This window comes from Pseudomonas sp. CMR5c, from assembly GCF_003850545.1.
Taxonomy (GTDB): domain Bacteria; phylum Pseudomonadota; class Gammaproteobacteria; order Pseudomonadales; family Pseudomonadaceae; genus Aquipseudomonas; species Aquipseudomonas piscis.
On sequence record NZ_CP027705.1, the window covers coordinates 1425458 to 1451058 of the forward strand.

General features: G+C 63.8%; 27 protein-coding genes. 10 read left to right on the forward strand and 17 right to left on the reverse strand.

Translation table 11 applies throughout. The features are described from left to right. Nucleotides 1-4: 4 nt before the first annotated feature. The 3 genes from C4K40_RS06590 to C4K40_RS06600 all read right to left on the reverse strand — a co-directional run bounded on the left by C4K40_RS06590 (nt 5) and on the right by C4K40_RS06600 (nt 3813). Nucleotides 5-1720, reverse strand: a complete 1716-nt coding sequence (locus C4K40_RS06590) for a proline--tRNA ligase (protein WP_031321022.1) — start codon at nt 1718-1720, stop codon at nt 5-7. Between the two features lie 129 nt (nt 1721-1849). Next, nucleotides 1850-3415 carry an AmpG family muropeptide MFS transporter gene (locus C4K40_RS06595; RefSeq protein ID WP_053135575.1) on the reverse strand — a complete coding sequence of 522 codons (1566 nt, stop codon included), beginning with the start codon at nt 3413-3415 and terminating at the stop codon, nt 1850-1852. Between the two features lie 44 nt (nt 3416-3459). Beyond that, nucleotides 3460-3813 (reverse strand): MGMT family protein, encoded by a 354-nt coding sequence (locus tag C4K40_RS06600; RefSeq protein ID WP_053135570.1) that lies wholly within the window; start codon nt 3811-3813, stop codon nt 3460-3462. Nucleotides 3814-3960: 147 nt separating this feature from the next. On the opposite strand from C4K40_RS06600, the gene C4K40_RS06605 reads away from it, so the two are divergent. Further along, entirely contained in the window at nt 3961-4968 is a 1008-nt protein-coding gene (locus C4K40_RS06605) for a DUF481 domain-containing protein (protein WP_031321023.1), read from the forward strand. Nucleotides 4969-5062: 94 nt separating this feature from the next. Here the strand turns inward: C4K40_RS06605 and C4K40_RS06610 are convergent, their stop codons facing one another. Then, the gene (locus C4K40_RS06610; RefSeq protein ID WP_010445013.1) at nt 5063-5272 is read right to left on the reverse strand and encodes a cold-shock protein; all 210 of its coding nucleotides are present in this window, start codon (nt 5270-5272) and stop codon (nt 5063-5065) included. A 351-nt stretch (nt 5273-5623) separates the two neighbouring features. Between C4K40_RS06610 and dcd the strand changes: the two genes are divergently transcribed. Continuing rightward, entirely contained in the window at nt 5624-6190 is a 567-nt protein-coding gene (gene dcd, locus C4K40_RS06615; RefSeq protein WP_003258001.1) for a dCTP deaminase, read from the forward strand. A 105-nt stretch (nt 6191-6295) separates the two neighbouring features. Continuing rightward, nucleotides 6296-6508 (forward strand): hypothetical protein, encoded by a 213-nt coding sequence (locus tag C4K40_RS06620; protein ID WP_022642673.1) that lies wholly within the window; start codon nt 6296-6298, stop codon nt 6506-6508. A 50-nt stretch (nt 6509-6558) separates the two neighbouring features. On the opposite strand, the gene C4K40_RS06625 is transcribed toward C4K40_RS06620, so the two are convergent. The 7 genes from C4K40_RS06625 to C4K40_RS06655 all read right to left on the reverse strand — a co-directional run bounded on the left by C4K40_RS06625 (nt 6559) and on the right by C4K40_RS06655 (nt 14254). Continuing rightward, nucleotides 6559-7323 carry an ABC transporter ATP-binding protein gene (locus C4K40_RS06625; protein WP_053135568.1) on the reverse strand — a complete coding sequence of 255 codons (765 nt, stop codon included), beginning with the start codon at nt 7321-7323 and terminating at the stop codon, nt 6559-6561. Nucleotides 7324-7336: 13 nt separating this feature from the next. After that, nucleotides 7337-8455 carry a succinylglutamate desuccinylase/aspartoacylase family protein gene (locus C4K40_RS06630; protein ID WP_053135565.1) on the reverse strand — a complete coding sequence of 373 codons (1119 nt, stop codon included), beginning with the start codon at nt 8453-8455 and terminating at the stop codon, nt 7337-7339. Between the two features lie 24 nt (nt 8456-8479). After that, nucleotides 8480-9190 carry an ABC transporter permease gene (locus tag C4K40_RS06635; RefSeq protein ID WP_022642676.1) on the reverse strand — a complete coding sequence of 237 codons (711 nt, stop codon included), beginning with the start codon at nt 9188-9190 and terminating at the stop codon, nt 8480-8482. Further along, complete coding sequence (locus C4K40_RS06640; RefSeq protein WP_053135562.1) at nt 9187-9915, reverse strand: ABC transporter permease; 729 nt, start codon at nt 9913-9915, stop codon at nt 9187-9189. Before C4K40_RS06640 ends, C4K40_RS06635 begins: the two co-directional genes overlap by 4 nt. 56 nt (nt 9916-9971) lie before the next feature. After that, nucleotides 9972-10754, reverse strand: coding sequence for a transporter substrate-binding domain-containing protein (locus C4K40_RS06645; protein WP_031321029.1), 783 nt, complete (start codon nt 10752-10754; stop codon nt 9972-9974). A 285-nt stretch (nt 10755-11039) separates the two neighbouring features. Beyond that, a complete protein-coding gene (locus C4K40_RS06650) occupies nt 11040-13469 on the reverse strand; it encodes a penicillin acylase family protein (protein ID WP_053135559.1) in 2430 nt (809 codons plus the stop codon). A 146-nt stretch (nt 13470-13615) separates the two neighbouring features. Then, nucleotides 13616-14254 carry a glutathione binding-like protein gene (locus tag C4K40_RS06655; protein ID WP_022642681.1) on the reverse strand — a complete coding sequence of 213 codons (639 nt, stop codon included), beginning with the start codon at nt 14252-14254 and terminating at the stop codon, nt 13616-13618. 144 nt (nt 14255-14398) lie between these two features. Here C4K40_RS06655 and C4K40_RS06660 point away from each other — a divergent pair, with 144 nt between their 5' ends. Next, nucleotides 14399-14947, forward strand: coding sequence for a cysteine hydrolase family protein (locus tag C4K40_RS06660; RefSeq protein ID WP_022642682.1), 549 nt, complete (start codon nt 14399-14401; stop codon nt 14945-14947). Between the two features lie 53 nt (nt 14948-15000). Here C4K40_RS06660 and C4K40_RS06665 read toward each other — a convergent pair whose 3' ends face one another. The 4 genes from C4K40_RS06665 to C4K40_RS06680 all read right to left on the reverse strand — a co-directional run bounded on the left by C4K40_RS06665 (nt 15001) and on the right by C4K40_RS06680 (nt 16732). Continuing rightward, entirely contained in the window at nt 15001-15195 is a 195-nt protein-coding gene (locus C4K40_RS06665; protein WP_031321030.1) for an SEC-C metal-binding domain-containing protein, read from the reverse strand. A gap of 6 nt (nt 15196-15201) precedes the next feature. Further along, nucleotides 15202-15687, reverse strand: coding sequence for an LEA type 2 family protein (locus C4K40_RS06670; RefSeq protein WP_053135552.1), 486 nt, complete (start codon nt 15685-15687; stop codon nt 15202-15204). A 66-nt stretch (nt 15688-15753) separates the two neighbouring features. Continuing rightward, nucleotides 15754-16230, reverse strand: a complete 477-nt coding sequence (locus C4K40_RS06675) for a YchJ family protein (RefSeq protein ID WP_022642685.1) — start codon at nt 16228-16230, stop codon at nt 15754-15756. A gap of 4 nt (nt 16231-16234) precedes the next feature. Next, nucleotides 16235-16732 carry a DUF6231 family protein gene (locus C4K40_RS06680; protein WP_022642686.1) on the reverse strand — a complete coding sequence of 166 codons (498 nt, stop codon included), beginning with the start codon at nt 16730-16732 and terminating at the stop codon, nt 16235-16237. A 190-nt stretch (nt 16733-16922) separates the two neighbouring features. Here C4K40_RS06680 and C4K40_RS06685 point away from each other — a divergent pair, with 190 nt between their 5' ends. The 3 genes from C4K40_RS06685 to C4K40_RS06695 all read left to right on the forward strand — a co-directional run bounded on the left by C4K40_RS06685 (nt 16923) and on the right by C4K40_RS06695 (nt 18833). Continuing rightward, the gene (locus C4K40_RS06685; protein ID WP_053135549.1) at nt 16923-17612 is read left to right on the forward strand and encodes an OmpA family protein; all 690 of its coding nucleotides are present in this window, start codon (nt 16923-16925) and stop codon (nt 17610-17612) included. A 191-nt stretch (nt 17613-17803) separates the two neighbouring features. Continuing rightward, entirely contained in the window at nt 17804-18082 is a 279-nt protein-coding gene (locus C4K40_RS06690) for a DUF1145 domain-containing protein (protein ID WP_022642688.1), read from the forward strand. After that, the gene (locus C4K40_RS06695) at nt 18075-18833 is read left to right on the forward strand and encodes a hypothetical protein (RefSeq protein WP_022642689.1); all 759 of its coding nucleotides are present in this window, start codon (nt 18075-18077) and stop codon (nt 18831-18833) included. The genes C4K40_RS06690 and C4K40_RS06695 overlap by 8 nt, the downstream gene beginning before the upstream one ends. A gap of 52 nt (nt 18834-18885) precedes the next feature. On the opposite strand, the gene C4K40_RS06700 is transcribed toward C4K40_RS06695, so the two are convergent. Then, nucleotides 18886-19350 (reverse strand): CopD family protein, encoded by a 465-nt coding sequence (locus C4K40_RS06700; RefSeq protein WP_053135546.1) that lies wholly within the window; start codon nt 19348-19350, stop codon nt 18886-18888. A gap of 99 nt (nt 19351-19449) precedes the next feature. On the opposite strand from C4K40_RS06700, the gene dinG reads away from it, so the two are divergent. Then, nucleotides 19450-21594: an ATP-dependent DNA helicase DinG gene (dinG, locus tag C4K40_RS06705; protein WP_022642691.1), complete on the forward strand. Its 2145-nt coding sequence runs from the start codon at nt 19450-19452 to the stop codon at nt 21592-21594. Between the two features lie 75 nt (nt 21595-21669). Here dinG and C4K40_RS31495 read toward each other — a convergent pair whose 3' ends face one another. Then, on the reverse strand, nt 21670-21819 hold the full coding sequence (locus C4K40_RS31495) for a hypothetical protein (protein ID WP_157064369.1): 150 nt from the start codon (nt 21817-21819) through the stop codon (nt 21670-21672). A 124-nt stretch (nt 21820-21943) separates the two neighbouring features. Here C4K40_RS31495 and C4K40_RS06710 point away from each other — a divergent pair, with 124 nt between their 5' ends. Together C4K40_RS06710 and C4K40_RS06715 are read left to right on the forward strand one after the other, a co-directional pair. Further along, the gene (locus tag C4K40_RS06710) at nt 21944-24304 is read left to right on the forward strand and encodes a beta-galactosidase (protein WP_053135543.1); all 2361 of its coding nucleotides are present in this window, start codon (nt 21944-21946) and stop codon (nt 24302-24304) included. 105 nt (nt 24305-24409) lie between these two features. After that, on the forward strand, nt 24410-25555 hold the full coding sequence (locus C4K40_RS06715) for a serine hydrolase domain-containing protein (protein ID WP_022642693.1): 1146 nt from the start codon (nt 24410-24412) through the stop codon (nt 25553-25555). Nucleotides 25556-25601: the final 46 nt, after the last annotated feature.

Here is a 25601-nt window from a genome sequence, read left to right on the forward strand (position 1 = left end):
GGTTTCAGCGACGGATACGGGCTTGGAGGAAGGACAGCACGTCGGCCACTGGCAGCGCTTGCGCCTCGGCTTCGGTACGGCTCTTGTATTCCAGGTTGCCATCGGCCAGGCCGCGGTCACTGACCACGATGCGGTGCGGAATGCCGATCAGCTCCATGTCCGCGAACTTGATGCCCGGGCTGGTCTTCTTGTCGCGATCGTCCAGCAGGACCTCGAAACCGGCAGCGGTGAGCTGCTCATAGAGCTTGTCGGTGGCCTCGCGAACCTGTTCGGTTTCATAGCGCAGCGGCACCAGGGCAATCTGGAACGGAGCCAGGGTGTCGCTCCAGATGATGCCTTTCTCGTCGTTGTTCTGCTCGATGGCGGCAGCCACCACGCGAGATACGCCGATACCGTAGCAGCCCATCTCCAGGGTGACCGGCTTGCCGTTCTCGCCCAGCACTTCGCACTTCATCGCCTGGCTGTACTTGCTGCCCAGTTGGAAGATGTGCCCGACTTCGATGCCGCGCTTGATCTCCAGCACGCCCTTGCCGTCCGGGCTCGGGTCGCCGGCGACCACGTTGCGCAGGTCGGCCACGGCTGGAACCGGCAGATCGCGCTCCCAGTTCACGCCGAAGTAATGCTTGTCGTCGATGTTGGCGCCGACGCCGAAGTCGCTCATCAGGGCCACGGAGCGGTCGATGATGACCGGCAGCGGCAGGTTCACCGGGCCCAGGGAGCCGGCGCCAGCGCCGATGGCTGCACGCAGTTCGGCTTCAGAGGCCATGACCAGCGGGTCGGCGACGCCTGGCTGCTTGGCAGCCTTGATTTCGTTGAGCTCGTGGTCGCCACGGATGATCAGGGCGATCAGCTTGCCCGGCTCTTCGGCGTGCACCACCAGGGTCTTGACGGTCTTTTCGATTGGCAGGCCGTAGCCTTCCACCAGCTGGGCGATGGTCTTGGCGTCAGGGGTATCCACCAGGCGCATGGTTTCGGTCGGCGCCGGGCGCGAGGTTTCGCGAGGCACGGCCTCGGCCTTCTCGATGTTCGCCGCGTAGTCGGAGCCGTTGCTGAAGATGATGTCGTCTTCGCCGGATTCGGCCAGTACGTGGAACTCATGGGAGCCGGCGCCGCCGATGGAGCCGTTGTCCGCTTCCACTGGGCGGAACTTCAGGCCCAGGCGGGTGAAGATGTTGCAGTACGCCTGGTGCATGCGGTCATAGGTGACTTGCAGCGACGCCTGGTCGGCGTGGAAGGAATAGGCGTCCTTCATGATGAACTCGCGACCGCGCATCAGGCCGAAGCGTGGACGGATCTCATCACGGAACTTGGTCTGGATCTGGTACAGGTTCAGCGGCAACTGCTTGTAGCTGCTCAGCTCGTTGCGGACCAGGTCGGTGATCACTTCTTCGTGGGTCGGGCCTGCGCAGAAGTCGCGATTGTGGCGGTCCTTCAGGCGCAGCAGCTCGGGGCCGTACTGTTCCCAGCGACCGGATTCCTGCCACAGCTCGGCCGGTTGGATGCCCGGCATCAACACTTCAAGCGCGCCAGCGGCGTTCATTTCTTCGCGAACGATGGCCTCGACCTTGCGCATCACCCGCAGGCCCATCGGCAGCCAGGTGTACAGGCCGGAAGCCAGTTTGCGGATCATGCCGGCGCGCAGCATCAGCTGGTGGCTGATCACGACCGCGTCGGAAGGCGTTTCTTTTTGTGTGGCGAGCAGATATTGACTGGTACGCATGGTAGGCCGTTATCGGTTGCTTAAGACTGGAAGTGACGGAGCATTGTACGGGCGCGTGCCGCTGGCGTACAGGATTGCGCTCGGCAGGGGCGGGGGCGGTCTGGAAAAGCCCGCAACCCCTGGGAAACGTTAGGATTCTTCGCCGACGGCGTTGTTGCTGGCCGAGGTTTGTTCCTCGGCTTTCGGGCCGGCGCGATGGCTTTCCTGGAACCAGTGCAGGGCAATCAGGATCAGGGTCGGGACACCGAGGATCGCGGTGATGAGGAAGAAGTCGTGATAGCCGAATTTTTCCACCATGACTCCCGAATAGCCGCCGATCAGGCGCGGCAGCAACAGCATGATGGAACTGAGCAGCGCGTATTGGGTGGCCGAGAACTTCAGGTTGGTCAGGCTCGACAGATAGGCGACGAACGCCGAGGTGGCCATTCCGGAGCTGAAGTTGTCCAGGGAAATGGTGACGATCAGCATCTTCAGGTTCGGCCCCATGTCGGACAGCATGAGGAACAGCAGGTTGGTGCCGGCGGATGCGGCGCCACCGATGAACAGGATCGGCAGGATGCCGAAACGCACGATCAGCAGGCCGCCCATGCCAGCGCCGATCAGCGTCATGATCAGGCCGAAGATCTTGCTGACCCCGGCGATCTGGTCCTTGGTGAAGCCCTGGTCGATGTAGAACACGTTGGCCATGACCCCCATGACCGTGTCCGACATGCGGTAGGTAGCGATCAGCCCCAGCAGCAGGAAGGCCTGCCAGCGATAGCGCAGGATGAAGTCGTTGACCGGCGTCAGTACCGGCGCCAGGCCACGGCGGCCCATGGCCGACAGGCACAGCGCGGTGAGGGTGATATAGAGGATGGCACGCAGGAAGGCCCGATCCTCCAATAGCAGGTCCAGCAAGCTGACGCCGTGGAAGATCACGCTGGCGAAGTCGGTGTTGTAGAGCTGGGTGAAGGTGGCTGGCACCGAGACCAGCAACACGATCAGCACGAATACCGAGATCAGTTGGTGGGCGAAGCTGTAGCGCCCCGCCGACAGCTGGGTGCGCAGGGGCACTGCGGGTTCGCGCATGAGCAAGGTGGTGATCAGGGCCGGGATCATCAGCACCCCGAACAGCACGTAGGTGCCGGTCCAGGCCGAATGCTTGTAGCTGAAGCCGGTGGAGCCGAAACCTTCGGCGAAAAACAGCGCGCCGGCGGTGGCCAGCAGTACCGCCACGCGGTAGCCGGACATATAGCTGGCAGCCAGGGCGGCCTGGCGGCTGTCGTCGGCGATCTCCAGGCGGTAGGCGTCGATGGCGATATCCTGGGTAGCCGAGGCGAAGGCCACGATCACGGCAATGGCGATCAGCCAGGACAGGTGTTTCTGTGGATCACAGAAGCCCATGCCGATCAGGCCCAGGATCACCAGTGCCTGGGCCAGGACCAGCCAGGATCGTCGTCGACCCAGTTTGCCCAGCAGCGGCAGGCGCCATTGGTCGAGCAGGGGCGACCACACCCATTTGAAGGCATAGGCCAGGCCGATCAGGCTGGCATAACCGATGGTTTCGCGGGCCACTCCGGCCTCGCGCAACCACACCGAAAGCGTCGAGAACACCAGCATGTAAGGCATGCCGGCAGCGAAACCAAGCAGCAACAGCACGAGCGTCGAGGGGCTGGCATAGGCGGCAAGTGCGGCGCGCCAGGTTTTACGGGGCATGGGCTGGAGTCTGCCTCAAGGATTACGGAAACAAAGCGCGCACTCTAACCGCTGTGCTCTACCGGACGCCAGCCATGGCGCTGAATATCCACCCTGTTGTTCAGGACACTGACACCTTCGCCGCGCAGCCGTGCCCGTTGTTCATCCCCCGATGGGCTGCCTGCGGGCAGGCTGATGCGACCGCCGGCACCCAGCACTCGGTGCCAGGGCAGGCTGGTGTCGGCAGGCAGCTGGCTGAGGGTACGTCCGACCCAGCGGGCCGCTCGTCCCAGGCCGGCCATTTCCGCCAGTTGGCCGTAGCTGACCACCTTGCCTTCGGGAACCTGGGCCAGGGTCAGGTATAGCGCCGTGCGTCGGATTTGCGCGGGCGTCTGTGGCTCTTCGCTGTGTTCGGTCACATTCGCGGTTCCAGATATAGGTGTTCGTGGTGACTGAAGGCCGATGAGTATTGAACTCATTCGTAATAGTCGGGTCATTCGTGGTCAGGGCCTATTTCAACTGGAATAATGCCGTTTTTTTCGCTAGTCCGAGTTTTGTATTTAGCTATGTTGCCTAGAATTTTCGTGTGTTTCGCCATGCTTGGCGCTTCCTTGCCCGTGCTGGCCGATGTCGTTTGGTTGAAAAACGGTGACCGCGTCAGCGGCAAGATCAAGGTATTCGACGGTGGCAAGCTGCTGATCCAGACCGATTATGGCGGGGCTATCTCCATCGACTGGAAACAGGTCAAGACCCTGGAAAGCGACCAGGAACTGTTGGTCAAGGAGGATGCCTATTCGGGGGAGAGGGCCAAGTCGCTGCGAGCGTCGGAGGACGGCAAGGTCGTCCTGGCCAATGGCGAGGCGCCCAGGACGGTGGATCTGGCCAGCATCCAGCAGATCATGAAGCCCAAGCCGCTGGTGGAAGACATCGTGTGGAAGGGCAATGTCGACGTGGCCATGGACTACAAGCGGGCCGAGAAGGACACCGACCGCTATGACATCGACCTCAAGACCTCCGCGCGCCATGGCGCCTGGCGACACAACGCCGAGGCCGAATACAACCGCGAGTTCCAGAACAAGGCGGTGACCACCGATAACTGGCAGGCCGAATACGCCCTGGACCGCTTCATTACCCAGCAGTGGTTCTGGCAGGGCCGCTTGACCTACAAGCGCGACAAGGTCGAGGACCTCGAGCAGCAACGAGTGGTGGGTACTGGTCCGGGCTATCAGTTCTGGGACGACGAACTGGGCGCCTTCTCCCTGGGTTCGCTGCTCAACCGTACGGACTACCGGTATGCCGATGGCGGCAAGGACAACTTCTATTCCCTGGCCATGAAGTGGGACTACAACCGTTACCTGATCGGCAAGCGGGTCGAGTTCTTCACTGCTGGCGAAGTGAGCAGGCCGCTGTCCGGGGTGGCTGATTACGCCTTGGATGCCGAACTGGGCTTGCGCTACAAGGTCACCGATTGGGCTTCGCTGAACCTCAAGGCGGAAAAGGACATGATCCGTGGTACCGAAAACAGCGACCTGGACAAGACTCGCTATACCGTGGGTTTCGGCGTGACCTGGTAACCCCGGGCGCGCTCCAGCGGCAGTTGCGGGAAAACCTTCGGGCACAAAAAAGCCCCGCTGTTGAGGGCGGGGCTTTTTACTGGATCAGTGCAAGTTAGATAACTTGTACTTCCTCAGCTTGCATGCCTTTCTGGCCGCGAGTAGCGACGAAAGAAACCTGCTGGCCTTCTTTCAGGGTTTTGAAGCCGTCAGCCTGGATGGCTTTGAAGTGTACGAACAGGTCGTCACCGGATTGTGGGGTGATGAAGCCGAAGCCTTTCTCATCGTTGAACCACTTAACGGTACCGGTTTGGCGATTAGACATGGTGTATCTCCTTGGACAAAGTTAACTGCGACTCGGGAAAAGCCCGGGCCGAGACTGAGTGCAAAGAGCAGGAAAAATTCTTGAAGATGGTTGGATCGAAATTCAACATCGTGTAGAGATTCTCAGTGACACAAGCAGCACAGTGGCGCCACCTTAAACCTTTTTCCCGAACGTGCCAATGGCCATTGCGAAGGTTTCTCGGTTTTCGTGATCGGTGACCGGCCATCTGTCTTGTAGCCCTTGAAAAACGCGGGATGGAGCGAGAAAAGCAGCCTGGACTTTGAACCCTGCCCCGCGCCCCGGTAAGATGCCGCACAGAATTTTTCACCTCGTTATTTCAGGACTCCCGCCATGAGCATCAAATCGGACAAGTGGATTCGCCGCATGGCGCAAGAGCACGGCATGATCGAACCGTTCGTCGAGCGCCAGGTGCGCGGCGAACAGGACAGCCGGGTCATCTCCTTCGGCGTCTCCAGCTACGGCTACGACGTGCGCTGCGCCGACGAATTCAAGGTGTTCACCAACATCAATTCGGCCACCGTCGACCCGAAGAACTTCGATGCCGGCAGCTTCGTCGACATCAAGAGCGACGTGTGCATCATTCCGCCAAACTCCTTCGCCCTGGCCCGTACCGTCGAGTACTTCCGCATTCCGCGTGACGTGCTGACCATTTGCCTGGGCAAGAGCACCTACGCCCGTTGCGGCATCATCGTCAACGTCACCCCGCTGGAACCCGAGTGGGAAGGCCACGTGACCCTGGAGTTCTCCAACACCACCACCTTGCCGGCGAAGATCTACGCCAACGAAGGCGTGGCGCAGATGCTCTTCCTGCAGTCCGACGAAGAATGCGAAGTGTCCTACAAGGACCGTGGCGGCAAATACCAAGGCCAGCGCGGCGTCACCCTGCCGCGTACCTGATCCCGTTCGTCTGACGAACAGCGGGAATTCCTCGGCGGGCGGACACTCTATTGCAGTGTCCGCCGGCACGCGCAAGGCGTGCCGGGTACAGCCCAGGAGTGCCCCATGAAGATCGATCCCCGAATAAGCGCCACCTTGGCAAGGCTCGAACCCAATCAGGTTGGGGTACTGGCCTGGAGCCTGCTGGCGCATCCTCCTGTCGACATGGCGGGGGGCATCCCCGGCCAGCCAGATCCCGATACCCCACAGCCCGCCGAGCCCAGCGAGCCTGGCGAGCCGACCCTGCCGGACGAGCCGCCACCCGCGCCTGTGGCCTGAGCCGCAGGGCGCCTGGCACCCGCGCCCGCTGAAGCGGCGCGGGCGACGGGCTACTTCAGGTTGCCACTGAGGAACTGCTTCAGGCGCTCGCTCCTGGGGTTGCCCAGGACCTCTTCGGGCGCACCTTCTTCTTCCACCAGGCCCTTGTGCAGGAACAGCACCTGGCTTGAGACCTTGCGCGCAAAGCTCATCTCGTGGGTCACCATGATCATGGTCCGGCCTTCCTCCGCCAGCCCCTGGATCACCTTGAGCACCTCGCCCACCAGTTCCGGGTCCAGGGCCGAGGTGGGCTCGTCGAACAGCATCACCTCCGGTTCCATGGCCAGCGCCCGGGCGATGGCCACCCGTTGCTGCTGGCCGCCGGAGAGGAAGGCCGGGTACTGGCTGGCGACCCGGGCCGGCAGGCCGACCTTGTCCAGGTAGCGTCTGGCCCGCTCCTCGGCGTCCCTGGTGCTGACCCCGAGTACCCGGCGCGGAGCCATGGTGATGTTCTCCAGTACGGTCATGTGGCTCCACAGGTTGAAATGCTGGAACACCATCGCCAGCCGGGTACGAATGCGCTGCAGCTGCGTGGGGTCGGCCACATGCATGCCATGGCGGTCCTTGACCATGCGGATCTGCTGGCCATCCAGGCTCATGGCCCCGTCATCCGGGGTCTCGAGGAAGTTGATGCAACGCAGGAAGGTGCTCTTGCCCGAGCCGCTGGCGCCGATCAGGCTGATCACGTCGCCAGTTCTGGCCTTGAGGGAAACACCCTTGAGCACTTCATTGTCGCCATAGCATTTATGCAGGCCTTCAACGGTCAATTTGTACATGGGGCATGCATCCTCAAGGCGAAAGTAGATAGCCGCTGCGATAGGCTTCGCGACCGGCGACATGGGCGACCACCATGCCGGCGGTGGCCATGCGGCGCAGCGAGCGGGCATACATCAGCCCGGCGTTGCGGCAATGGATGGGGGTGACTCGGTCGGTGATCGGGTCGATGATCTCGGCCACTTGCTGTCCGGCCTCCAGGTACTGTCCCGGCAGGGCGGTGAACACCAGCAGCCCGCCCAACGGCGTCGCCACCGGTTCCACTGCGGCCAGTGGCGTTGCTGGAAACGCCAGCTCCGGCAGCTGCGATGCCTCGCCAGCGATGGCGCCATAGTGGGTCAGGTAGTCCAGCAGGGCCTGGCAATCGCGGCTGGCCAGCGGGTGGTTGACGTCGCCCTGGCCGCGCAGCTCGACGGTGACTGCCAAAGTGCCGGTGGGGATCGTGAAGCGCTCGCCAAAACGTTGCTGCAGTTGCCACCAGGGCAGGGTGAAGCACTCATCGAACGACAAACCGCCGGAGTCGGTGGCCAGCAGGCTCGCCTGGGAGCCGATGTAGCGGGCGAGCGGTTCGATCCGTGGCCAGGCCTCGGGGGTGGTGTACAAATGCGCCACGGCCTCGAAGTCGCAATGCAGGTCCAGTACCAGTTCGGCATCGCAGGCCAGCCGTTGCAGGGTCAGGCGCAGGGACTGCAACTGGGTCTCGGGCCGCTGGCGCGCCAGGGCATCGGCCAGGTGTCGGCGGATCAAGTCGAGATTGTGCTGGGGATCCTCATCGAGCAGGTCCTGGATGGCATCGCCCACCTGCAGGCCGAGGTCGGCGAAGCTGCGATTGAAGTTCTGCCCGCTTTCCAGTTCGTAGCGCCCCAGGGGGACGTCCATCAATACCTGCTCCAGGCCGATGGGGTTGGCCACCGGTACCAGGACGATTTCGTGGTGCAGGCGGCCGGCGGCCTCCAATTGCCCCAGGCGTTGCTTGAGGTGCCAGGCCACCAGCATGCCGGGCATTTCATCGGCGTGCAGCGAAGCCTGGATGTAGATCTTGCGAGCGGCCTGGGCGGGGCCGAAGTGAAAGCTGTGGACCTGCCGCGCGGTGCCCGGCAACGGTGCGAGCAGGTCGTGGATCTCATGGCGCATTGGGTGTTTTTCCTGCTGCAAGTCCTAGTGGGTCGGGCCAAGGAAGGCCAGCCAGCGGCGTTCGGCCAGGCGGAACAGGCCCACCAGGGTGAAGGTCACGCACAGATAGATGAGCGCGGCGATGCCGAACGACTGGAACGTCAGGAAGGTCGCCGAGTTGGCATCACGGGCGATTTTCAGGATGTCGGGAACGGTCGCGGTGAAGGCCACGGTGGTCGAGTGCAGCATCAGGATGACTTCGTTGCTGTAGTACGGCAGCGAACGGCGCAGGGCCGAGGGCATGATCACGTAGGCATAGAGCTTCCACCCGCTCAAACCGTAGGCCTTGGCGGCCTCGACCTCGCCATGGGCCATGCTGCGGATCGCCCCGGCGAAGATCTCCGTGGTGTAGGCGCAGGTGTTCAGGGCGAAGGCCAGGATGGTGCAGTTCATCGCATCGCGAAAGAACGCATCCAGCACCGGCTGGGCGCGGACGGCGGCGATGCTGTAGATCCCGGTGTAGCAGATCAGCAACTGGATATAGAGCGGCGTGCCGCGGAACAGGTAGGTGTAGAACTGCACCGGCCAGCGTACCAGGCGCCTGGGCGAGACCCGGGCGATGGACAGCGGGATCGATACCACGAAGCCGATGGCGATCGAGGCCGTGAGCAGCCACATGGTCATGGCCAGGCCGGTGATGTGGTAGCCGTCGCTGTAGAGGAACGGGCGCCAGTATTCCTGCAGGAGTTCGATCATCGCACGGCCTCCCGGGCACCCGCGGCATAGTGCCGTTCAAGCCGACGCAGGACGAAATTGGAAGCGCTGGTGATCAGCAGGTAGATCAGCGCCGCCAGAACCAGGAAATAGAACAGCTGGTAGGTGCTCTTGCCGGCATCCTGGGCGGCCTTGACCAGATCGGCCAGGCCGATGATCGACACCAGGGCCGTGGCCTTGAGCATCACCATCCAGTTGTTGCCGATGCCCGGCAGGGCGAAGCGCATCATCTGCGGGAAGACCACGAAGCGAAAGCGCTGGCTGCGCTTGAGGCCATAGGCGGTGGCCGCTTCCACCTGGCCCCGGGGCACGGCGAGGATCGCGCCACGGAAGGTCTCGGTGAAATAGGCGCCATAGATGAAGCCCAGGGTGATCACCCCGGCGCTGAAGGGATTGATCTCGATGTATTCCCACTCCATGAAATCGGTGAAGGACGTCAGCCAGGTTTGCAGGCTGTAGAAGATCAGCAGCATCAGCACCAGGTCCGGCACGCCGCGAATCAAGGTGGTGTAGAGCTGGGCAGGTATGCGTAGCAAGGCAAGGCTGGAGAGTTTGGCGCTGGCGCCGATCAGGCCCAGCAGCACGCTGACCAGCAGCGATAGCACCGACAATTTGACGGTCATCCAGGTACCTTCCAGCAGCAAGGGGCCGAAACCCTTCAAGCTGAACGCGGAAAGCCCCAGGTTTGTTAGGAGTTGTTCGAACATCGATTAGTGACCCGTGACGATAAAAAAGGCGCCCATCGAGGATGGGCGCCGGCAGGTTATTTACCGCTGTAGAGGTTCAGGTCACCGAAGTGTTTTTTCTGGATGGTGGCGTAGGTGCCATCATCGTGTAACGCTTTGATACCTTTATCCAGGAGCGCTTTCAGCTCTTTGTTACCTTTCGAGATACCCACCGCGGTCTTGGCTGGCAGCAGGGGGTCGTCCACCGGTTTGCTGATCTCATAGTCAGCTCCCTGGGGCGACTTGAGGAAGCCCAGTTCGGCTTGCAGCATGTCCTGGATCGATGCGTCCAGGCGCCCGGAAGTCAGGTCGGCATAGACCTGGTCCTGGTTCTGGTAGGCCTGGGTCTTGATCCCGGCCTTGTCCAGCACGGCCTTGGCGTAGGCTTCCTGGATGGTGCCTTGCTCGTAACCGATGGTCTTGCCCTTGAGCGAGGCGGTGTCTTCGCTCAACCCCGAGCCTTTCTTGAATACGAAGGCGGTGGGGCCGGAGAACAGCTCGTTGGAGAAGTCGATCACTTTTTCCCGGGCCGCAGTCACGGTCATGGACGAGATCACGCCATCGAACTTGTTGGCCTTGAGGCCAGGGATCATGCCGTCGAAGTCGCTTTCGACCCATTTGCACTTGACCTTCAGCTCGGCACAGATGGCGTTGCCCAGGTCGATGTCGAAGCCCACCAGGCTGCCGTCGGCGGCCTTGGATTCGAAAGGCGCATACGAAGGATCGACGCCGAAGCGCAGCTCCTTGTATTCCTTGGCCAGCGCCGAGCCGGCGGCCATGCACAGTGCCAGTGCAGAAAGGGTCAGCAATGCTTTTTTCATTATTCAATCCCTAAGAGCCGATATGAGCGCTTGTGGCGCATGAGTGCTGTTACTGCAACGCATAAGACTTAATGAAAGTAGCAATTTCCGAACCAGAGTCCCGAACAGCTGTTTTAAAAGCCTGGGGAGCCTTGGTGAGGCAGCGCTCGCGCTGAAAGAGGGCGGGTGCTCAGCTGGCGCTGAAGGAACAGCGGTGCCAGCCGGGGATGGTTGCGTACAGGGTGCACGTTGTGGGGGCAGGCCCCGCTCGTACTGGGTGCACGAGCGGGGCGCAGGGCGGGGGAGTTACTTGCCCGGGACCAGGGTCAGGCGGGTCTTGCCGTAGCTGCGCTCGAAGTTCTGCGGCTGCATCGGGAAGCTCAGGTACTGGGCCTTGAACCAGCCATCGATGCCATTGACGTAGTGGGGGCTGGCCGGGTTGCCGGACTGGCCGCTGCTGTTGAGCCCCATCAAGGGCTCGCTGAGGCCGAAGTCGACGATCATGCGCAAGGCCGGGGCGGCGCTGACGGCAAAGTCCTGGCCCCAGCGGTACGGCGTGGCGTTGATGGTGTTGTGGTCGCCGCCGGCCTGCGATGGCCCGCGGATGGCCTTGCCGTCGTTGCCGATCCAGCTGTAGCTGTGCAGCTTGCCCCATTGCCAGGCCTTGCGATCGTTGCCCAGCAGTTGCTCGCCGGACTTGACCGCGGCGGCCAGGCTGCGGGCCAGGATCGCCGGCTTGTCTTCCTTCTGTGGCGTGCGCGGGTCGTCCCAGAACGGGCTGTCTTCCTGGCCCAGCAGGTGGTCGGCCTGGGCCGAGTAGGACAGGCTGCCGTTGGCGACGAAGGCCTGCCAGGGGGCGGCGGATTCCGGGCCCAGCTTGTCGAGGAAGACCTGCCGGGCGCTCTCCTGCAGGAACAGTTCGTACAGTGCCGCATCCGCCGAGCCGGCGCTGAGCTTGCCATCGAACGCCATCAGGCGGCTGTAGGCCTCGCAGGCCCTGGCCCGGTCGGCATCGGGCAGGGTATCGATGGCCTTCTTCAGCGGTTGGGCCATGCCGGGGGCCTCGAACATTTTCTTCAGCTTGGCAGCGAACAGGGTGGTCTGGTCGTATTGCATGGCGATCAGGCTGCGGTTGTCCTGCTTGCCGCTGGAGGCGAGCTGGGCCAGGCGCTCGGCGCGTTCCGGGGCGTCCCAGGAGTTGGACAGCTGCATGCCGTAGCCACGGGAAATCACCCGCTGGTTGGCGATGGCGAGCCAGCCCTGGGCCGGATCCTGGTCGTAGGGGTGCAGCATCGGATCGGCATAGCCGTCCCAGTCATACCGACCCTCCCAGCCAGGGGAGGGCAGCAGGCCTTCGCCTTCACGACGGTTGGGGAAGCGTCCGGTGACCTGCCAGCCGATGTGGCTGGCATCGGCGAACAGCAGGTTCAGGGCGATGGCGCGGATTTCCCGGCTGGCGTCCGAGGCCTTCTCGGCGCTCTGCGCCCGGGACAGGTCGAAGAACGCATCCAGGCTCCGGTCGTCCTTGAGCTCTGGCATCTGCAGGGCCAAGCCCAGGCCGTTGGCCTGGCTGGCGCCCAGGGCGCTGTTGAGCAAGGGGCCGTGGCGAGTTTCGTACACCGCTTCGCGAAGCGGGCGCTGGCCCTTGACGAAGTAGGTCTCGTTGCGCACGGCCACCGGCTGCCATTTGCCGTTGTTCAAGTAGTACAGGGCATTGCCCTGGCGCTTGAGTTTTTCCAGGAACAGGTCCTGGTTGTCGCCTTGCACCGAGCTCAGGCTCCAGGCCACCTTGCCGTTGAAGCCCTGGAGGATCGCCGGCAGGCCGGGGATCGCAGCACCGGCGGCCTGGTACTTGGGTGCGCGCAACTGGACGTAGTGCCAGGCAGCGGCCTGGCTGTCGCTGGCCAGCAGGCTCCGGCCGTTACGGCTGCGCTGGGGCGCGATGGCCAGGTCGCTGCCACCGCTCAGGCCCAGGGTGTTGAGCCGGGCCAACTGGCTGGCGGCGCGGCTGAGTTCGTCCAGGCCGGGGATCTCGAGGTTCAGGCCCTTGAGCTTCTCGGCCTCGGCCAGGGGCAGGGGTTCGTCGGGGTAGCTGGGGGTCAGCCAGGGCAGCTTGTCGCTGCCGACTTTGCGTGCCAGCACCAGGGCGTTGAGCTCTTCGAACAGGTTGGCGGATTGCCCGAAGTTCAGCAGGCAGAAGATCAGCGCCGAATCTTCGGGTTTCCAGTATTCGGGGGTGTAGCCGTAGGCCGCCAGGTCCGGCGGCAGCTTGTCGCGATAGCGGAACAGGTAGGCGTTGACGCCCCGCGCATAGACCTCGAAGAAGCGCTTGATCCGTGGCGAAGAGGCCTTGTACAGCTCGTCGGCGCTTTTCTTCAGGTTCACCGCGCGCATCAGGCGGTCGACGTCCAGGGCGTCGGCGCCGGACATTTCCGCCAGGCGGCCCTGGGCCAGCAGGCGCAGGGTCACCATCTGGCCGATGCGGTCGCCGGCATGGACGTAGCCCAGGCTGAACAGGGCATCGTGGAAGCTGTTGCTCTCGATCAGTGGCACGCCCACGGCGTTGCGGCGTATCGAGACGTTCTGGGCCAGGCCCTTGAGCGGTTGCACACCGGAGGTGGGAGGCAGGCTGTTCTGGGCGTTCCAGGACTGGCAACCGGCCAGGCTCAGGACGCCGGCTACTGCCGCGGCAACGCCGAATCGGGGAAGAACATGTGAGAAGGCTGGCGAGGCCATGGCAAAGCTCCTGCGGGGGGTAGCGTCGATAAAGGCGCTACGTTAGTGAGCAGGCGTGTGCCGCGCAAGCGGGGCGACAGGTATTTATCGCAGGCCCGGACGAAGGCCTGCGCCGCAGGGTTGCAGGAGCGCTTGCGGGGCCCGGTTCAGGCCGGGTTGACCCGTTCCACCAGGGCGTAGGCACGCTCGGTGGCCGGTCGCGCCTTGATGCCGTTGAACCAGCCATGCAGGTGCGGGAAGTCCTCGAGCCTCTGGCTCTGCTTCTTGTAGGAGGCGACCCAGGGGTAGATCGCCATGTCGGCGATGCTGTAGTCGCGGCCGGCGACGAAGGGCCGGTCCGCCAGGCGTCGATCCAGGACACCGTAGAGGCGGGCGGTTTCGTCCACGTAGCGCTTGACGGCGTAGGGGATCCGCTCCGGGGCGGCGTGGGCGAAATGATGGTTCTGCCCGGCCATCGGCCCCAGGCCTCCCATCTGCCAGAACAGCCATTGCAGGGTTTCCTGGCGTCCGCGCAGGTCCTGGGGCAGGAAGCGGCCGGTCTTCTCCGCCAGGTACAACAGGATCGCCCCGGACTCGAACAGCGACAGTGGTGCGCCGCCGTCGGCCGGCTGGTGGTCGACGATGGCCGGGATGCGGTTGTTGGGCGCGATCTTGAGGAACTCGGCCTTGAATTGCTCGCCCAGGCCGATGTTGACCGGGTACAGGTTGTAGGGCAGCCCGGCTTCCTCGAGGAACAGCGAGATCTTGTGGCCGTTGGGGGTGGTCCAGTAGTACAGGTCGATCATGCAGCGCTCCAGGTGGATGTGACTTGTATAGGGACAACGAACCCCGGCATTGGATCGCTCCGCCGCTGTTCGAGGGCTTGCCCGGGATTGTGGGGTAGTGCTGAAGTGGCAGCCTTCGAACGAATGTCCCAAGGACGAGCCTCCATGCCCCTTACCGCTGATACGGCGCTGATCATCATCGACCAGCAACAAGGCATCCTGCACCCCCGCTTGGGGCCGCGCAACAATCCCCAGGCCGAGGAGCGCATGCTGCAGTTACTCGCCCACTGGCGTGAGCGCAACTGGCCGGTGGTCCATGTACAGCACCTGTCACGCTCGCCGGACTCGGTGTTCTGGCCCGGTCAGTCCGGGGTGGAGTTCCAGTCGCGATTTCGTCCCCAGGGGCAGGAGAAGCTGGTCCAGAAGCAGGTGCCGGATGCGTTTTGTGGCAACTCCCTGGAAGCGGACCTGCGGGCTGCGGGGATCGGGCAAGTGGTCATCGTCGGCGTGGCTACCCACAACTCGGTGGAGTCCACGGCACGCACTGCCGGTAACCTGGGATTCATGGTCTGGGTGGTGGCCGATGCCTGCTTCACCTTCGACAAGCCCGACTTTGCCGGACGGCTGCGAACTGCCGAGGAGGTGCATGCCATGTCACTGGCCAATCTGCATGGCGAATACGCCACGGTGGTGAATCTGGCGCAGCTGCTGTAGGCGCTGCAGCGCTTGCCGGCAAGGCCGCCGGCAGGCGTTGTTTCACGGCTGGATCAGGCGCCGTGGCACTTCTTGAACTTCTTGTTGCTGCCACATGGGCAGGGATCGTTGCGGCCGACGTCTTTCAACGCGTTGCGCACCGGCTCCTGGTGGCCGTGGTTGCAATGCGGGCCGTGGACATGGCCATGGTCGTGATGGTCGTGATCGTGGTTGCAGTCAGGGCCATGGACATGGGGTTGCTGGGTCATTGAAGGTCACTCCGGGATAAAATCGCCGGGAATTATCACGCCATTGCGCTTCAGGTGCACGTCTTTGCCGATGAATAATCCCACTTCCAGGTCGCCTTCCAGGCGATAGGGAATCGGCCGGTCGGGCTTGTGCAGGAGTTTCACCAGGTCACGGATCTGCGGCCACAGGTTGGTGCGCACCGGCACCTTGAAATAGCGACTGCTATGGGGTGTGACGGTGAACCAGTGCTCATGCTCGCCATCGCTGAGCAAAAAGCGCTCCAGGTAGACCCGGTAGGTCAGGCGGCGCACGGTCAGGTCTTCGTCGTTGGGATTGTCCACCCGCAAGTGCAGGGTGAAGCGCTGCTCCAGCAAGTTGGCCTTGACCACCTCGACCTTGACCAGGTGCACCTCGGGATCGATGTCTTCGTCGGCGAACCACGACACGCAGCCGGACAGGCCCAGCATCCCGAGCAGGCAGAGAATTGGTAGCAGGCGCAGCTCACCGATCATCGCAAGGCTCCTTTTGGTCTCCCCTGTATCCATCCTGGATCGGGGCTGATCGTGGCGGACGAGGGCTCAGCGGCTGAAGTAGCCCGCGCAGCACTTCTTGTATTTCTGCCCGCTGCCGCAGGGGCAGGCATCGTTGCGCGAGGCCTTGAGTTGCACCGTGGGGTCGATGAAGTACCAGCGCCCCTGGTTCTGCACGAACGACGAGCGTTCGCGATGGCTGTGCTCGCCCTGGCTGTCGTGCCAGCGGGCGGTGAAGGTGACGAAGGCATGCTCGGGTTGGCCGCCGAATACCTCCGAGTTTTCCACCTGCAAGCCCAGCCAGGTGCTCTGGGCGCTCCAGTCGCTGATGGATTGGCGATCCAGCCCTGCCTGTTGGGCCGGCAGGGTGGTGGCTACCAGGTAGTCCACCTGCCCCAGCACATAGGCGCTGTAGCGCGAGCGCATCAGGGCCTCGGCGCAGGGCGCGGGATGGCCGGCATGGTAATGGCCGCAGCAGGCGTCCAGCAGGTTGCCGCTGCCGCAGGGACAGATCGAAGCGCTCATCGTGTTACCACCAGTACTTTCCAAAATTTTCCGGGTTCGCCCAGAAGCGTGAATTGAGCCAATCGGGCACTTGCTTGTATTCAAGCAGATCGTAGGTAAACAGCGTCAGCACCTGTTGCTCCCGCTGGAAGCGCTCGCCGGCTTGCAGGGCCAGGGAGAAGAAGTCGGTTTCCTGCCAGCCACAGGCGGCCAGGTCGGCCAGCACGGCGATGCGGCTGGCGTTGAGGTTGCGGATGCCTCCAAGCAGGTTCTGGCCCTCGCGCTTGGGCAGGTGCTCCAGGCAATCCACCACCAGGGCCAGGTCGAAACGCTGCGCGGCCAGGTCGGCGGGCAAGGGCCCGGGGGCGGCCTGGGCCACTTCGGTGGCCGGATGGGCGGCCTTGAACGCGGCCAGGGCGGGAAAGTCGCTGGCGCCGATCAGCAGCAGCCTTTGCGGTGCATAACGGTCCAGCAGGGCAGCCAGTGCCTGCTGCGGGGTACGGGCAGAAATACCGACGCTCATCATCGCTCCTCGATCAGAGCGTCCAAGACTAGCTTGCCGGCATCCGCGGGCCTAGAGCGGTTCTTCATTTATTCGCGAGACCCCCGTGTTTACGGGGCGAAACAGGAGCTGGCGGTTTGCTGGCGCGGGCCTTCGGCCAGGTCTTTACTCCGTGAATCGGCCCTCGAGCCGATCCCTCAGGAGAAATCAGATGAGCATCATTCGTACGGCAGTACCCCTGGTTCTGTTGACCGGTGTGTTGACTGGTTGTGCAGGTTTGCAAAAAACCGACTGGCCGATCTGCGCCGCGGTAGGCGGCGTCACCGGCGCGGCGCTGGGCGCCACCGAAAGCTCGGCGTGGGCGGGCGGTGGCGCACTGGTTGTCGGTGGCCTGGCGGGTGCCTATTGCTGGGTGCATGGCGATGGCGACGAGGATGGCGATGGCGTTCCGGACAGCCGTGACAAGTGCCCGCATACGCCCAAGGGCGCGCAGGTCGATGCCAGCGGCTGCCCACTGCCCCCTCCCGTGGTGGAAGAAGTCGTGGTGGTCAAGGAAGAAACCATCGTCGTGCGCGATGTGCACTTCCACTTCGACTCGGCCAAGCTGACCGAGGCCGACAAGACCAAGCTCAACACCATAGTGACTCGCCTGAAGCAAGAGTCTGCCTCGGTACAACTACGGGTGACGGGGCATACCGACAGCGTCGGCAAGGCTGCCTACAACCAGAAACTCTCGGATAAACGCGCCCACTCGGTGGTGGAGTACTTGATCCAGAGCGGTATTCCCCGTGCCAGCTTCGTCTCGGTGACCGGCGCCGGAGCCAGCCAACCCGTGGCGGACAACAAGACCACAGAAGGACGGGCCATGAACCGTCGCACGGAAATCCAGATCAATCGTTGAGTAGACACGCCCGGCGCGGCCCGAGGTGCCGCGCCGGGGCGTCCGAGCGTGGCATGGGGGAGGCGGGCGCAGCGATCCTCGTCGATCCGGTCGCTAACGCACTGTTGTGGGAAGAATTTTCGTCTCCCTCTGGCTTATCCCGGTAATAAGTCGTTACTGTGCGCGCAAAGAAGAACTTACAAGGGGGGCATATGAAGGTCTTATGGGGGCTGGGGAAGTTTCTGACCCTGCTGTTTTGGCTGGTTGTGTTGATCAACCTGGCCAGGCCGTTGATCAATCCACTGCACTTGCTGGTCAACCTGGCGGGCAGCCTGTTGCTGCTGACCCATCTGTTGGAGCTGGTGCTGTTCAACGGCAGCCTCAAGGGCCGTGCCCATCCTTGGCGTGATCGCCTGCAAATCCTGCTGGTAGGTATTTTCCATCTGCAGACCCTTCCAGCCCCCGTTATCGTCGAGGCCGATCATGCGTAAGCTCTGCCCGCTGCTCCTGTTCTTCAGCCCCCTGGTCCTGGCCCAGGAGGTCAGGGTCGAAACCAATTCCTTCATGCGCTTGCCCAATACCGCCAGCAGCCTGGTCCTGGAACGCTTGGACGTGGCCGACTTCGCTACCTTGCTGGTGCCAGCCAATGTCACTGAACTCAAGGTCGAGGACCTGCATCTGGGGCGCGAGGCGCGGATCGCCATAGTGCCCACCGGGCAGAGCCTGCATCTGGTGATCCAGCGGGCACAATTGGACGAGGGCAGTCAGTTCACCTCCCGGGGGGCGCCGGGGACCTATGAAAAGACCGCCAAGCCCGGTCGCAACCTGAACCTGCGGATCGAGTCGCTAAAGGCCCAGGAGCTGTCGGTGGATGCCCGGGGTGGCACCGGGGCGCCGGGTTATGTCGGCCTGGATGGAGCCAATGGTGATGAACCAGGCTGCACCTGGGGCCAGGCCGGACGTGGTGCCGATGGGGACAATGGTGGCAATGGCCACCCGGGTGCGGCGGGTGGCCAGGTACGCCTGGAGCTGCCGCGGGATTTCCCCGACGAGCAGATCAAGGTCTGGGTCGATGGCGGTGCCGGCGGTTTGGCCGGGGCCGGTGGCAAGCCGGGCGCGGGCGGCAAATCCAAGGGCTGCCTGGTCTACCGGGCCGACGGTGGCAAGGGCGGACGTCCCGGTGCCCAGGGTGAACCGGGTCCGGAAGGCGTGGCGGGTTCGCTGACCGTGCAGCGTCTTTAACCGGCTTTGCCAGGTGTCATGCCGATCGCCCGCTCCTGCGGGCGATCGCGTTTCAGAAGCTCGGTCGGGCAGCCGCCAGGGCCACCAGCAGCAGGCCGATGATCAGGTTGATACCCACCAGGCGGCGGATCCGCCCGAGCACCGCGGCACCGGCCGGCCAGTCCTGGGCCGCTACCGCCTGGCGCAACTCCGGCAGTTGCAGCGACTGGATACGGATGAACAGCGCGGTCATCACCAGGTACACGCCCATCATGATCTGCACATAGCGCGGTGCGGTTTCAAAGCCGTTGAACCGCAGGTGCAGCAGGCCGATGCCGCTGATCGGCAAGATCACCACTGCCGCCCAGACCCAGGCGAAGAACCGCGGGAACACCTGGGCCCACAGCTGGAGCCGCTGGGGCCCCTCCAGGGCCACCACGGCGGCGGGCCGCAGGACCATCCAGGCGAAGAACATGCCGCCGACCCAGACCAGGGCGGCCAGGACGTGCAGGCTGTAGGCGAGGGCGAAAGCGGTCATTCGGGTACTCCGTTCTGCGCAGGATGAATTAGCGGGGTATGATAGCGGCCGATTCGAACCACTGAAAATTTATCCAGCGTTTTGTGCGCCTGAAGAACCATGATCAGCAACGAACTCAAAACCACGATCCAGGGCGCCTACTCGCGTTTTCTCGAAGCCAAGAGCCTCAAGCCGCGTTATGGCCAGCGCCTGATGATCGCCGAGGTGGCCAAGGTCCTGGGTGACGTCGATACCGACGACGAGGGCCGGCGCAGCGGCGATCCGGCGGTGGTCGCGGTAGAGGCCGGCACCGGTACCGGCAAGACCGTGGCCTACAGCCTGGCGGCGATCCCCACGGCCAAGGCCGCCGGCAAGCGCCTGGTGATCGCCACCGCCACCGTCGCCCTGCAGGAGCAGATCGTCTACAAGGACCTGCCCGACCTGATGCGCAACAGCGGCTTGAACTTCAGCTTCGCCCTGGCCAAGGGGCGCGGGCGCTATATGTGCCTGTCCAAGCTCGACATGCTCCTGCAGGAAGGCCACGCGCAGACCGCCACCGCCCAGCTGTTCGAAGAAGAAGGCTTCAAGATCGAGGTGGACGAGGCCAGCCAGAAGCTGTTCACCAGCATGATCGAGAAACTGGCCGGCAATAAATGGGACGGCGACCGCGACAGCTGGCCCAACGCCCTGGAAGACGCCGACTGGGCGCGCCTGACCACCGACCACAGCCAGTGCACCAACCGCCATTGCCCCAACTTCGGCCAGTGCGCCTTCTACAAGGCCCGGGAAGGCATGGGCAAGGTCGACGTGATCGTCACCAACCACGACATGGTCCTGGCTGACCTGGCCCTGGGCGGCGGTGCGGTGCTGCCCGACCCGCGCGATACCCTCTATGTGTTCGACGAAGGCCATCACCTGCCGGACAAGGCCATCGGCCACTTCGCCCACTACACCAGGTTGCGCTCCACCGCCGACTGGCTGGAGCAGACCGCCAAGAACCTCACCAAGCTCCTGGCCCAGCACCCGCTGCCGGGCGACCTGGGGCGGCTGATCGAGCAGGTGCCGGAGCTGGCGCGGGAGATCAAGACCCAGCAACAGTTCATGTTCACCGCCTGCGAGCAGATCGCCGATTTCAAGACCGGTGAAGACATGGAAGGCCGCGAGCGGCCGCGCCATCGTTTTGTCGGCGGGCTGATTCCCGATCACATGCGCGAGATGGGCATCGAGCTGAAGAAAGGCTTCTCGCGGCTGACCGACCTCTTCACTCGCCTGACCGACCTGCTCAAGGAAGGGATGGACGGCGAGGTCAACATCGGCATCGCCAGCAACCAGGCCGAGGAGTGGTACCCGCTGTTCGGCAGCCTGCTGGCCAGAGCCTCGGGCAACTGGGAACTGTGGACGGCCTTCACCGTCGAGGACCCGGAGGACAACCCGCCCATGGCCCGCTGGTTGACCCTGGCCGAGAGCGGCTCGCTGTTCGATATCGAGGTCAACGCCAGCCCGATCCTGGCTGCGGAAATGCTGCGCCGCAATTTGTGGAACGTGGCCTACGGCGCCCTCGTGACCTCGGCGACCCTGACCGCCCTGGGCACTTTCGACCGCTTCCGCATGCGTGCCGGCTTGCCGAAGAAGGCCGTCACCGCTGTGGTCCCCAGCCCGTTCCACCATGCCGACGCCGGCGTGCTGCGGGTTCCCGACCTGCGGGCCGACCCACGGGATGCCGCGGCCCATACCGCAGCGATCATCCGCGACCTGCCGGAACTGGTGGAAGGCTCCCGGGGCAGCCTGGTGCTGTTCTCTTCGCGCAAGCAGATGCAGGACGTGTTCGACGGCCTGGATCGCGACTGGCGCAAGCAGGTGTTCATCCAGGGCAACCTGTCCAAGCAGGAGACCCTCAACAAGCACAAGGCCCGGGTCGATGGTGGTGATTCCAGTGTGCTGTTCGGTCTGGCCAGCTTCGCCGAAGGGGTGGACTTGCCTGGCGCCTATTGCGAGCACGTGGTGATCGCCAAGATCCCGTTCTCGGTTCCGGACGATCCGGTGGAGGCTGCGCTGGCGGAGTGGATCGAGGCCCGGGGCGGCAACCCGTTCATGGAAATCTCGGTGCCGGATGCCTCCCTCAAGCTGGTCCAGGCTTGCGGCCGGCTGCTGCGTACCGAGCAAGACCGCGGCACCATCACCTTGTTGGATCGGCGCCTGGTCACCCAGCGCTATGGCAAGGCGATCCTCAATGCCCTGCCGCCTTTTCGCCGGGAAATATCTTAGTCGGCCGTTGAAAAACTACCTGCGTTGCCATCGCTGCGTTAAAAACAGGCTGGTGCGCCAGCCCGGTCAAAATGTTCATTTACCACTCGTGAACTGCGCTTTTTCGCCTGTTTTTGCCTTGCGCTGGCTGCCTTGCCTAGGTTTTTCAACGGCCTGTTCGGCCGGCCCGCGCCGCAATGCGCCGGGCAGGCGAGCACGCCGCCCGGCGACGGTTTGGGTATCCACGTCGCCCAAGGTCTTTTCACGGGTTTACCGAGCAGGGCTGCACCTTTGCGCACCCTGCTGTCTATTTCACTTCAATGCTTGAGCACCGGCCGCCCAGCGGCCCTACAAGGAGAAACCGGCCCATATGATTCGCCGCTCGTTGCCCGTCGTACTTGCCCTGTTGTTTGCCGCGCCTGTGTTGGCGGCCCCTGCCGGACAACAAACGTTGTTCAACTTTGTCCGCCCGGCCTCCGTGGTGCAGGTAGCGACCCAGGATGCCAACCTGCCGCAGTACAACGCCGAACAAACGGCCGAAGGTGAAGTGCTGCGGCGGGTGACGTTCAACCCGACACTGCGTCCCAGCTTGCGCCTGAGCCCCCAGGCGGGGGCCTGGGACTGGTCGCAGTCGGGGCTGATGAGCCTGCGTATCCAGAGTGCGATGGACTGGGCCCTGACCCTCTACGTGACCATCCAGAGCAACGATGGCCAGACCCTGGTCAGCCGGGTCGACTTGCCCGCCGGCCCAGCGCAGACGCTGCTGGTGCCCTTGGTGGCCAGCAGTGCCCTGGAGCAGGGCATGAAGGCCGCGCCGCCGATGCCCATGACCGTGGACGGCCAACGCATCCTGCTGGCCAGCAGCGAAGGGCAGCTGGACCGCAGCCAGGTGGTATCGGTGACCCTGTCCCTGGACAACCCCAAGGCTTCGCAAAGCATCCTTCTCGAGCGTTTCGGCGTGCAGGACGGCAAGGGCGTGGTTCGCGCCGTGTATGGCTCCCTGGTGGACGGCTATGGCCAGTCGACCCGGGACCGCTGGCCGGAGAAGGTCGCCAGCGACGAGCAGCTCAAGGCTGCAGCCAGCAAGGAGCAGCAACAGCTCAAGGGCTGGCTCGCCGAGCGTGAAAAGGCCCCCCTGGACCGCTTCGGCGGCCTGAGCCAGGGGCCGACCTTCAAGGCCAGCGGCTTCTTTCGTACCCAGAAGCGTGATGGCCGCTGGTTCCTGGTGACTCCCGAGGGGCATCCGTTCTATTCCCTGGGGGTCAACACCTTGGCGGCGGACAACAACCGCACCTATGTCGCCGGGCGCGAATGGATGTTCAACGACCTGCCCAAGGACGGCGAGCCGCTGGCGGTCTACTACGGCGATGGCGACAACCGTGGCGGCAACGGCGCCGACCGCGGGCGGGGCTACAACAGCGGGCGCTGGTACGACTTCTACCGGGCCAACCTGCAGCGTACTTATGGCGCACCTTGCGCCGCTGCTGGCGCGGCTGTGTCGGCGCCCGATCAGGCGACGCCCTGCGCGGCACCGGGGTTCGACCAGAAGCGCTGGCTCGGCCACACCCTGGACCGCCTGCAAGCTTGGGGCTTCAACACCATCGGCAACTGGAGCGCGCCGGCCCTGGGCCTGGCCGATCGGGTGCCCTACACCTTGCCACTGTCGATCGTCGGTGATTACGCCAGCATCAGTACCGGCAGCGACTGGTGGGGCGGCATGCCCGATCCCTTCGATCCACGCTTTGCCATGGCCACCGAGCGCGCCGTGGCCATCGCCGCCCGGGATCATCGTGACGATCCGTGGCTGATCGGCTACTTCGCCGACAACGAGCTGGCCTGGGCAGGTCCGGGAAATGACGCGAAATCCCGCTTCGCCCTGGCCTACGGTACTTTGCGCCTGACCACCGATGTCCCGGCCAAGCGCGCCTTCCTCAAGCAACTGCGCGACAAGTATCGCAACCAACAGGGGCTGTCCAAGGCCTGGGGTATCGATCTGCCGGCCTGGGAGTTGCTGGAAGACCCGGGCTTCGAGGCGCCGTTGCCAAGCCTCGAGCATCCCGAGATCGAGGCCGACTATCGGCACTTCCAGCGAGTCTTCGCCGATACCTATTTCAAGACCATCGCCGATTCGTTGAAGTGGCACGCCCCCAACCACCTGCTGCTGGGAGGGCGGTTTGCCGTCAGCACACCTGAGGCGGTGGCTTCCTGTGCCCAGTATTGCGACGTGCTGAGCTTCAACATGTACACCCTCAAGCCTCAGGACGGGCAGGATTTCACCTACCTGCGCAGTCTCGACAAGCCGGTGCTGGTCACCGAGTTCAACTTCGGTTCCCGGGATCGCGGCCCGTTCTGGGGCGCCGTCACTGAACTGGCCCGGGAGGAGGAGCGGGGACCGGCTTATGCCAACTTCCTCAAGCAGGCACTGAGCGAGCCGTCCATCGTCGGAGTGCACTGGTTCCAGTACCTGGACCAGCCGGTGACCGGACGCCTGCTGGACGGTGAGAACGGTCATTTCGGCCTGGTGGGTATTACCGATGTACCGTTCCAGGGCTTCGTCGAGGCCGTGCGCAGGGGCAACCTGCTGGCGCTGGAGCAACTGGGCAAGGCCGCGCAGCTCGCTCGGGCCCAGGCCGAGCAGGCGGCCGCCAGCGGGCCTGCGGCGGAAAACCGGGACGCACCGAGCGCCAGGCCTGAAGCGCACGCCGGTGGCCATTCCGGCAACGGCCATTGAGGACTTTCGGGCCCTGCTCAGGTAGGGCCTGGTTGTTCCCAAATTCCCCTGGGGCTGAAACAATGCGCGCCACGTTGCCGAGCATTGTCGCAGGGGGATTCAGGGGTGCAGATTCAAGGTCATTACGAGCTCAAGTTCGAGGCGGTACGCGAGGCCTTCGCGGCGTTGTTCGAAGATCCCCAGGAGCGTGGCGCCGCGCTGTGCATCCAGGTCGGAGGGGAAACCGTGGTCGACCTCTGGGCCGGCACGGCCGACAAGGACGGCGCCGAGGCCTGGCACAGCGATACCATCGCCAACCTGTTTTCCTGCACCAAGACTTTTGCCGCGGTGACCGCGTTGCAGTTGGTGGCCGAGGGCAAGCTCAAGCTGGACGCGCCGGTGGCCGACTACTGGCCGGAATTCGCCGCGGCGGGCAAGGCGGCCATCACCTTGCGCCAGTTGCTGTGCCACCAGGCCGGGTTGCCGGCCCTGCGTGAGTTGCTGCCGCCACAGGCCCTGTACGAATGGCAGACCATGGTCGACGCCCTGGCCGCCGAGCAACCCTGGTGGACACCGGGGGAAGGTCACGGTTATGCCGCCATCACCTATGGCTGGTTGGTGGGCGAGCTGATTCGCCGGGCCGACGGCCGTGGCCCTGGCGAATCGATCGTGGCCCGGGTGGCCAAGCCCCTGGGGCTGGATTTCCATATCGGCCTGGCCGACGAGGAATTCCACCGGGTGGCGCATATCGCGCGCGGCAAGGGCAATGTCGGCGATGCCGCGGCCCAGCGCCTTTTGCAGGTGACCATGCGCGAGCCCGAAGCGATGACTACCCGGGCATTTACCAATCCACCGTCTATCATGACCAGCACCAATAAACCCGAGTGGCGGCGCATGCAGCAGCCAGCGGCCAACGGTCATGGCAACGCCCGCAGCCTCGCCGGCTTCTACAGCGGCTTGCTCGATGGCAGCTTGCTGGAGGCCGAGATGCTCGAGGAACTGACCCGGGAGCATAGCCTGGGCATGGACAAGACCCTGTTGACCCAGACCCGTTTCGGTCTGGGCTGCATGCTCGACCAGCCCCAGGTGGCCAACGCGACCTTTGGCCTGGGGGCACGGGCATTCGGACATCCCGGGGCGGGGGGCTCCATCGGGTTCGCCGATCCGGAGCATGACGTGGCTTTCGGTTTCGTCACCAACACCCTGGGTCCCTATGTGTTGATGGATCCGCGGGCACAGAAGTTGGTGCGAGTTTTGTCGGATTGTCTGTAAAAAGGTTGCTGTTAAGAACTTTTTTGCTTAAACATGCTTGAAAAGC

Coding starts and splice junctions, on each gene's coding strand:
- C4K40_RS06590 (WP_031321022.1), bottom strand. CDS start 1,720: ATGCGTACCAGTCAATATCTGCTCGCCACACAAAAAGAAACGCCTTCC.
- C4K40_RS06595 (WP_053135575.1), bottom strand. CDS start 3,415: ATGCCCCGTAAAACCTGGCGCGCCGCACTTGCCGCCTATGCCAGCCCC.
- C4K40_RS06605 (WP_031321023.1), top strand. CDS start 3,961: ATGTTGCCTAGAATTTTCGTGTGTTTCGCCATGCTTGGCGCTTCCTTG.
- C4K40_RS06610 (WP_010445013.1), bottom strand. CDS start 5,272: ATGTCTAATCGCCAAACCGGTACCGTTAAGTGGTTCAACGATGAGAAA.
- dcd (WP_003258001.1), top strand. CDS start 5,624: ATGAGCATCAAATCGGACAAGTGGATTCGCCGCATGGCGCAAGAGCAC.
- C4K40_RS06620 (WP_022642673.1), top strand. CDS start 6,296: ATGAAGATCGATCCCCGAATAAGCGCCACCTTGGCAAGGCTCGAACCC.
- C4K40_RS06625 (WP_053135568.1), bottom strand. CDS start 7,323: ATGTACAAATTGACCGTTGAAGGCCTGCATAAATGCTATGGCGACAAT.
- C4K40_RS06630 (WP_053135565.1), bottom strand. CDS start 8,455: ATGCGCCATGAGATCCACGACCTGCTCGCACCGTTGCCGGGCACCGCG.
- C4K40_RS06635 (WP_022642676.1), bottom strand. CDS start 9,190: ATGATCGAACTCCTGCAGGAATACTGGCGCCCGTTCCTCTACAGCGAC.
- C4K40_RS06640 (WP_053135562.1), bottom strand. CDS start 9,915: ATGTTCGAACAACTCCTAACAAACCTGGGGCTTTCCGCGTTCAGCTTG.
- C4K40_RS06645 (WP_031321029.1), bottom strand. CDS start 10,754: ATGAAAAAAGCATTGCTGACCCTTTCTGCACTGGCACTGTGCATGGCC.
- C4K40_RS06650 (WP_053135559.1), bottom strand. CDS start 13,469: ATGGCCTCGCCAGCCTTCTCACATGTTCTTCCCCGATTCGGCGTTGCC.
- C4K40_RS06655 (WP_022642681.1), bottom strand. CDS start 14,254: ATGATCGACCTGTACTACTGGACCACCCCCAACGGCCACAAGATCTCG.
- C4K40_RS06660 (WP_022642682.1), top strand. CDS start 14,399: ATGCCCCTTACCGCTGATACGGCGCTGATCATCATCGACCAGCAACAA.
- C4K40_RS06665 (WP_031321030.1), bottom strand. CDS start 15,195: ATGACCCAGCAACCCCATGTCCATGGCCCTGACTGCAACCACGATCAC.
- C4K40_RS06670 (WP_053135552.1), bottom strand. CDS start 15,687: ATGATCGGTGAGCTGCGCCTGCTACCAATTCTCTGCCTGCTCGGGATG.
- C4K40_RS06675 (WP_022642685.1), bottom strand. CDS start 16,230: ATGAGCGCTTCGATCTGTCCCTGCGGCAGCGGCAACCTGCTGGACGCC.
- C4K40_RS06680 (WP_022642686.1), bottom strand. CDS start 16,732: ATGAGCGTCGGTATTTCTGCCCGTACCCCGCAGCAGGCACTGGCTGCC.
- C4K40_RS06685 (WP_053135549.1), top strand. CDS start 16,923: ATGAGCATCATTCGTACGGCAGTACCCCTGGTTCTGTTGACCGGTGTG.
- C4K40_RS06690 (WP_022642688.1), top strand. CDS start 17,804: ATGAAGGTCTTATGGGGGCTGGGGAAGTTTCTGACCCTGCTGTTTTGG.
- C4K40_RS06695 (WP_022642689.1), top strand. CDS start 18,075: ATGCGTAAGCTCTGCCCGCTGCTCCTGTTCTTCAGCCCCCTGGTCCTG.
- C4K40_RS06700 (WP_053135546.1), bottom strand. CDS start 19,350: ATGACCGCTTTCGCCCTCGCCTACAGCCTGCACGTCCTGGCCGCCCTG.
- dinG (WP_022642691.1), top strand. CDS start 19,450: ATGATCAGCAACGAACTCAAAACCACGATCCAGGGCGCCTACTCGCGT.
- C4K40_RS06710 (WP_053135543.1), top strand. CDS start 21,944: ATGATTCGCCGCTCGTTGCCCGTCGTACTTGCCCTGTTGTTTGCCGCG.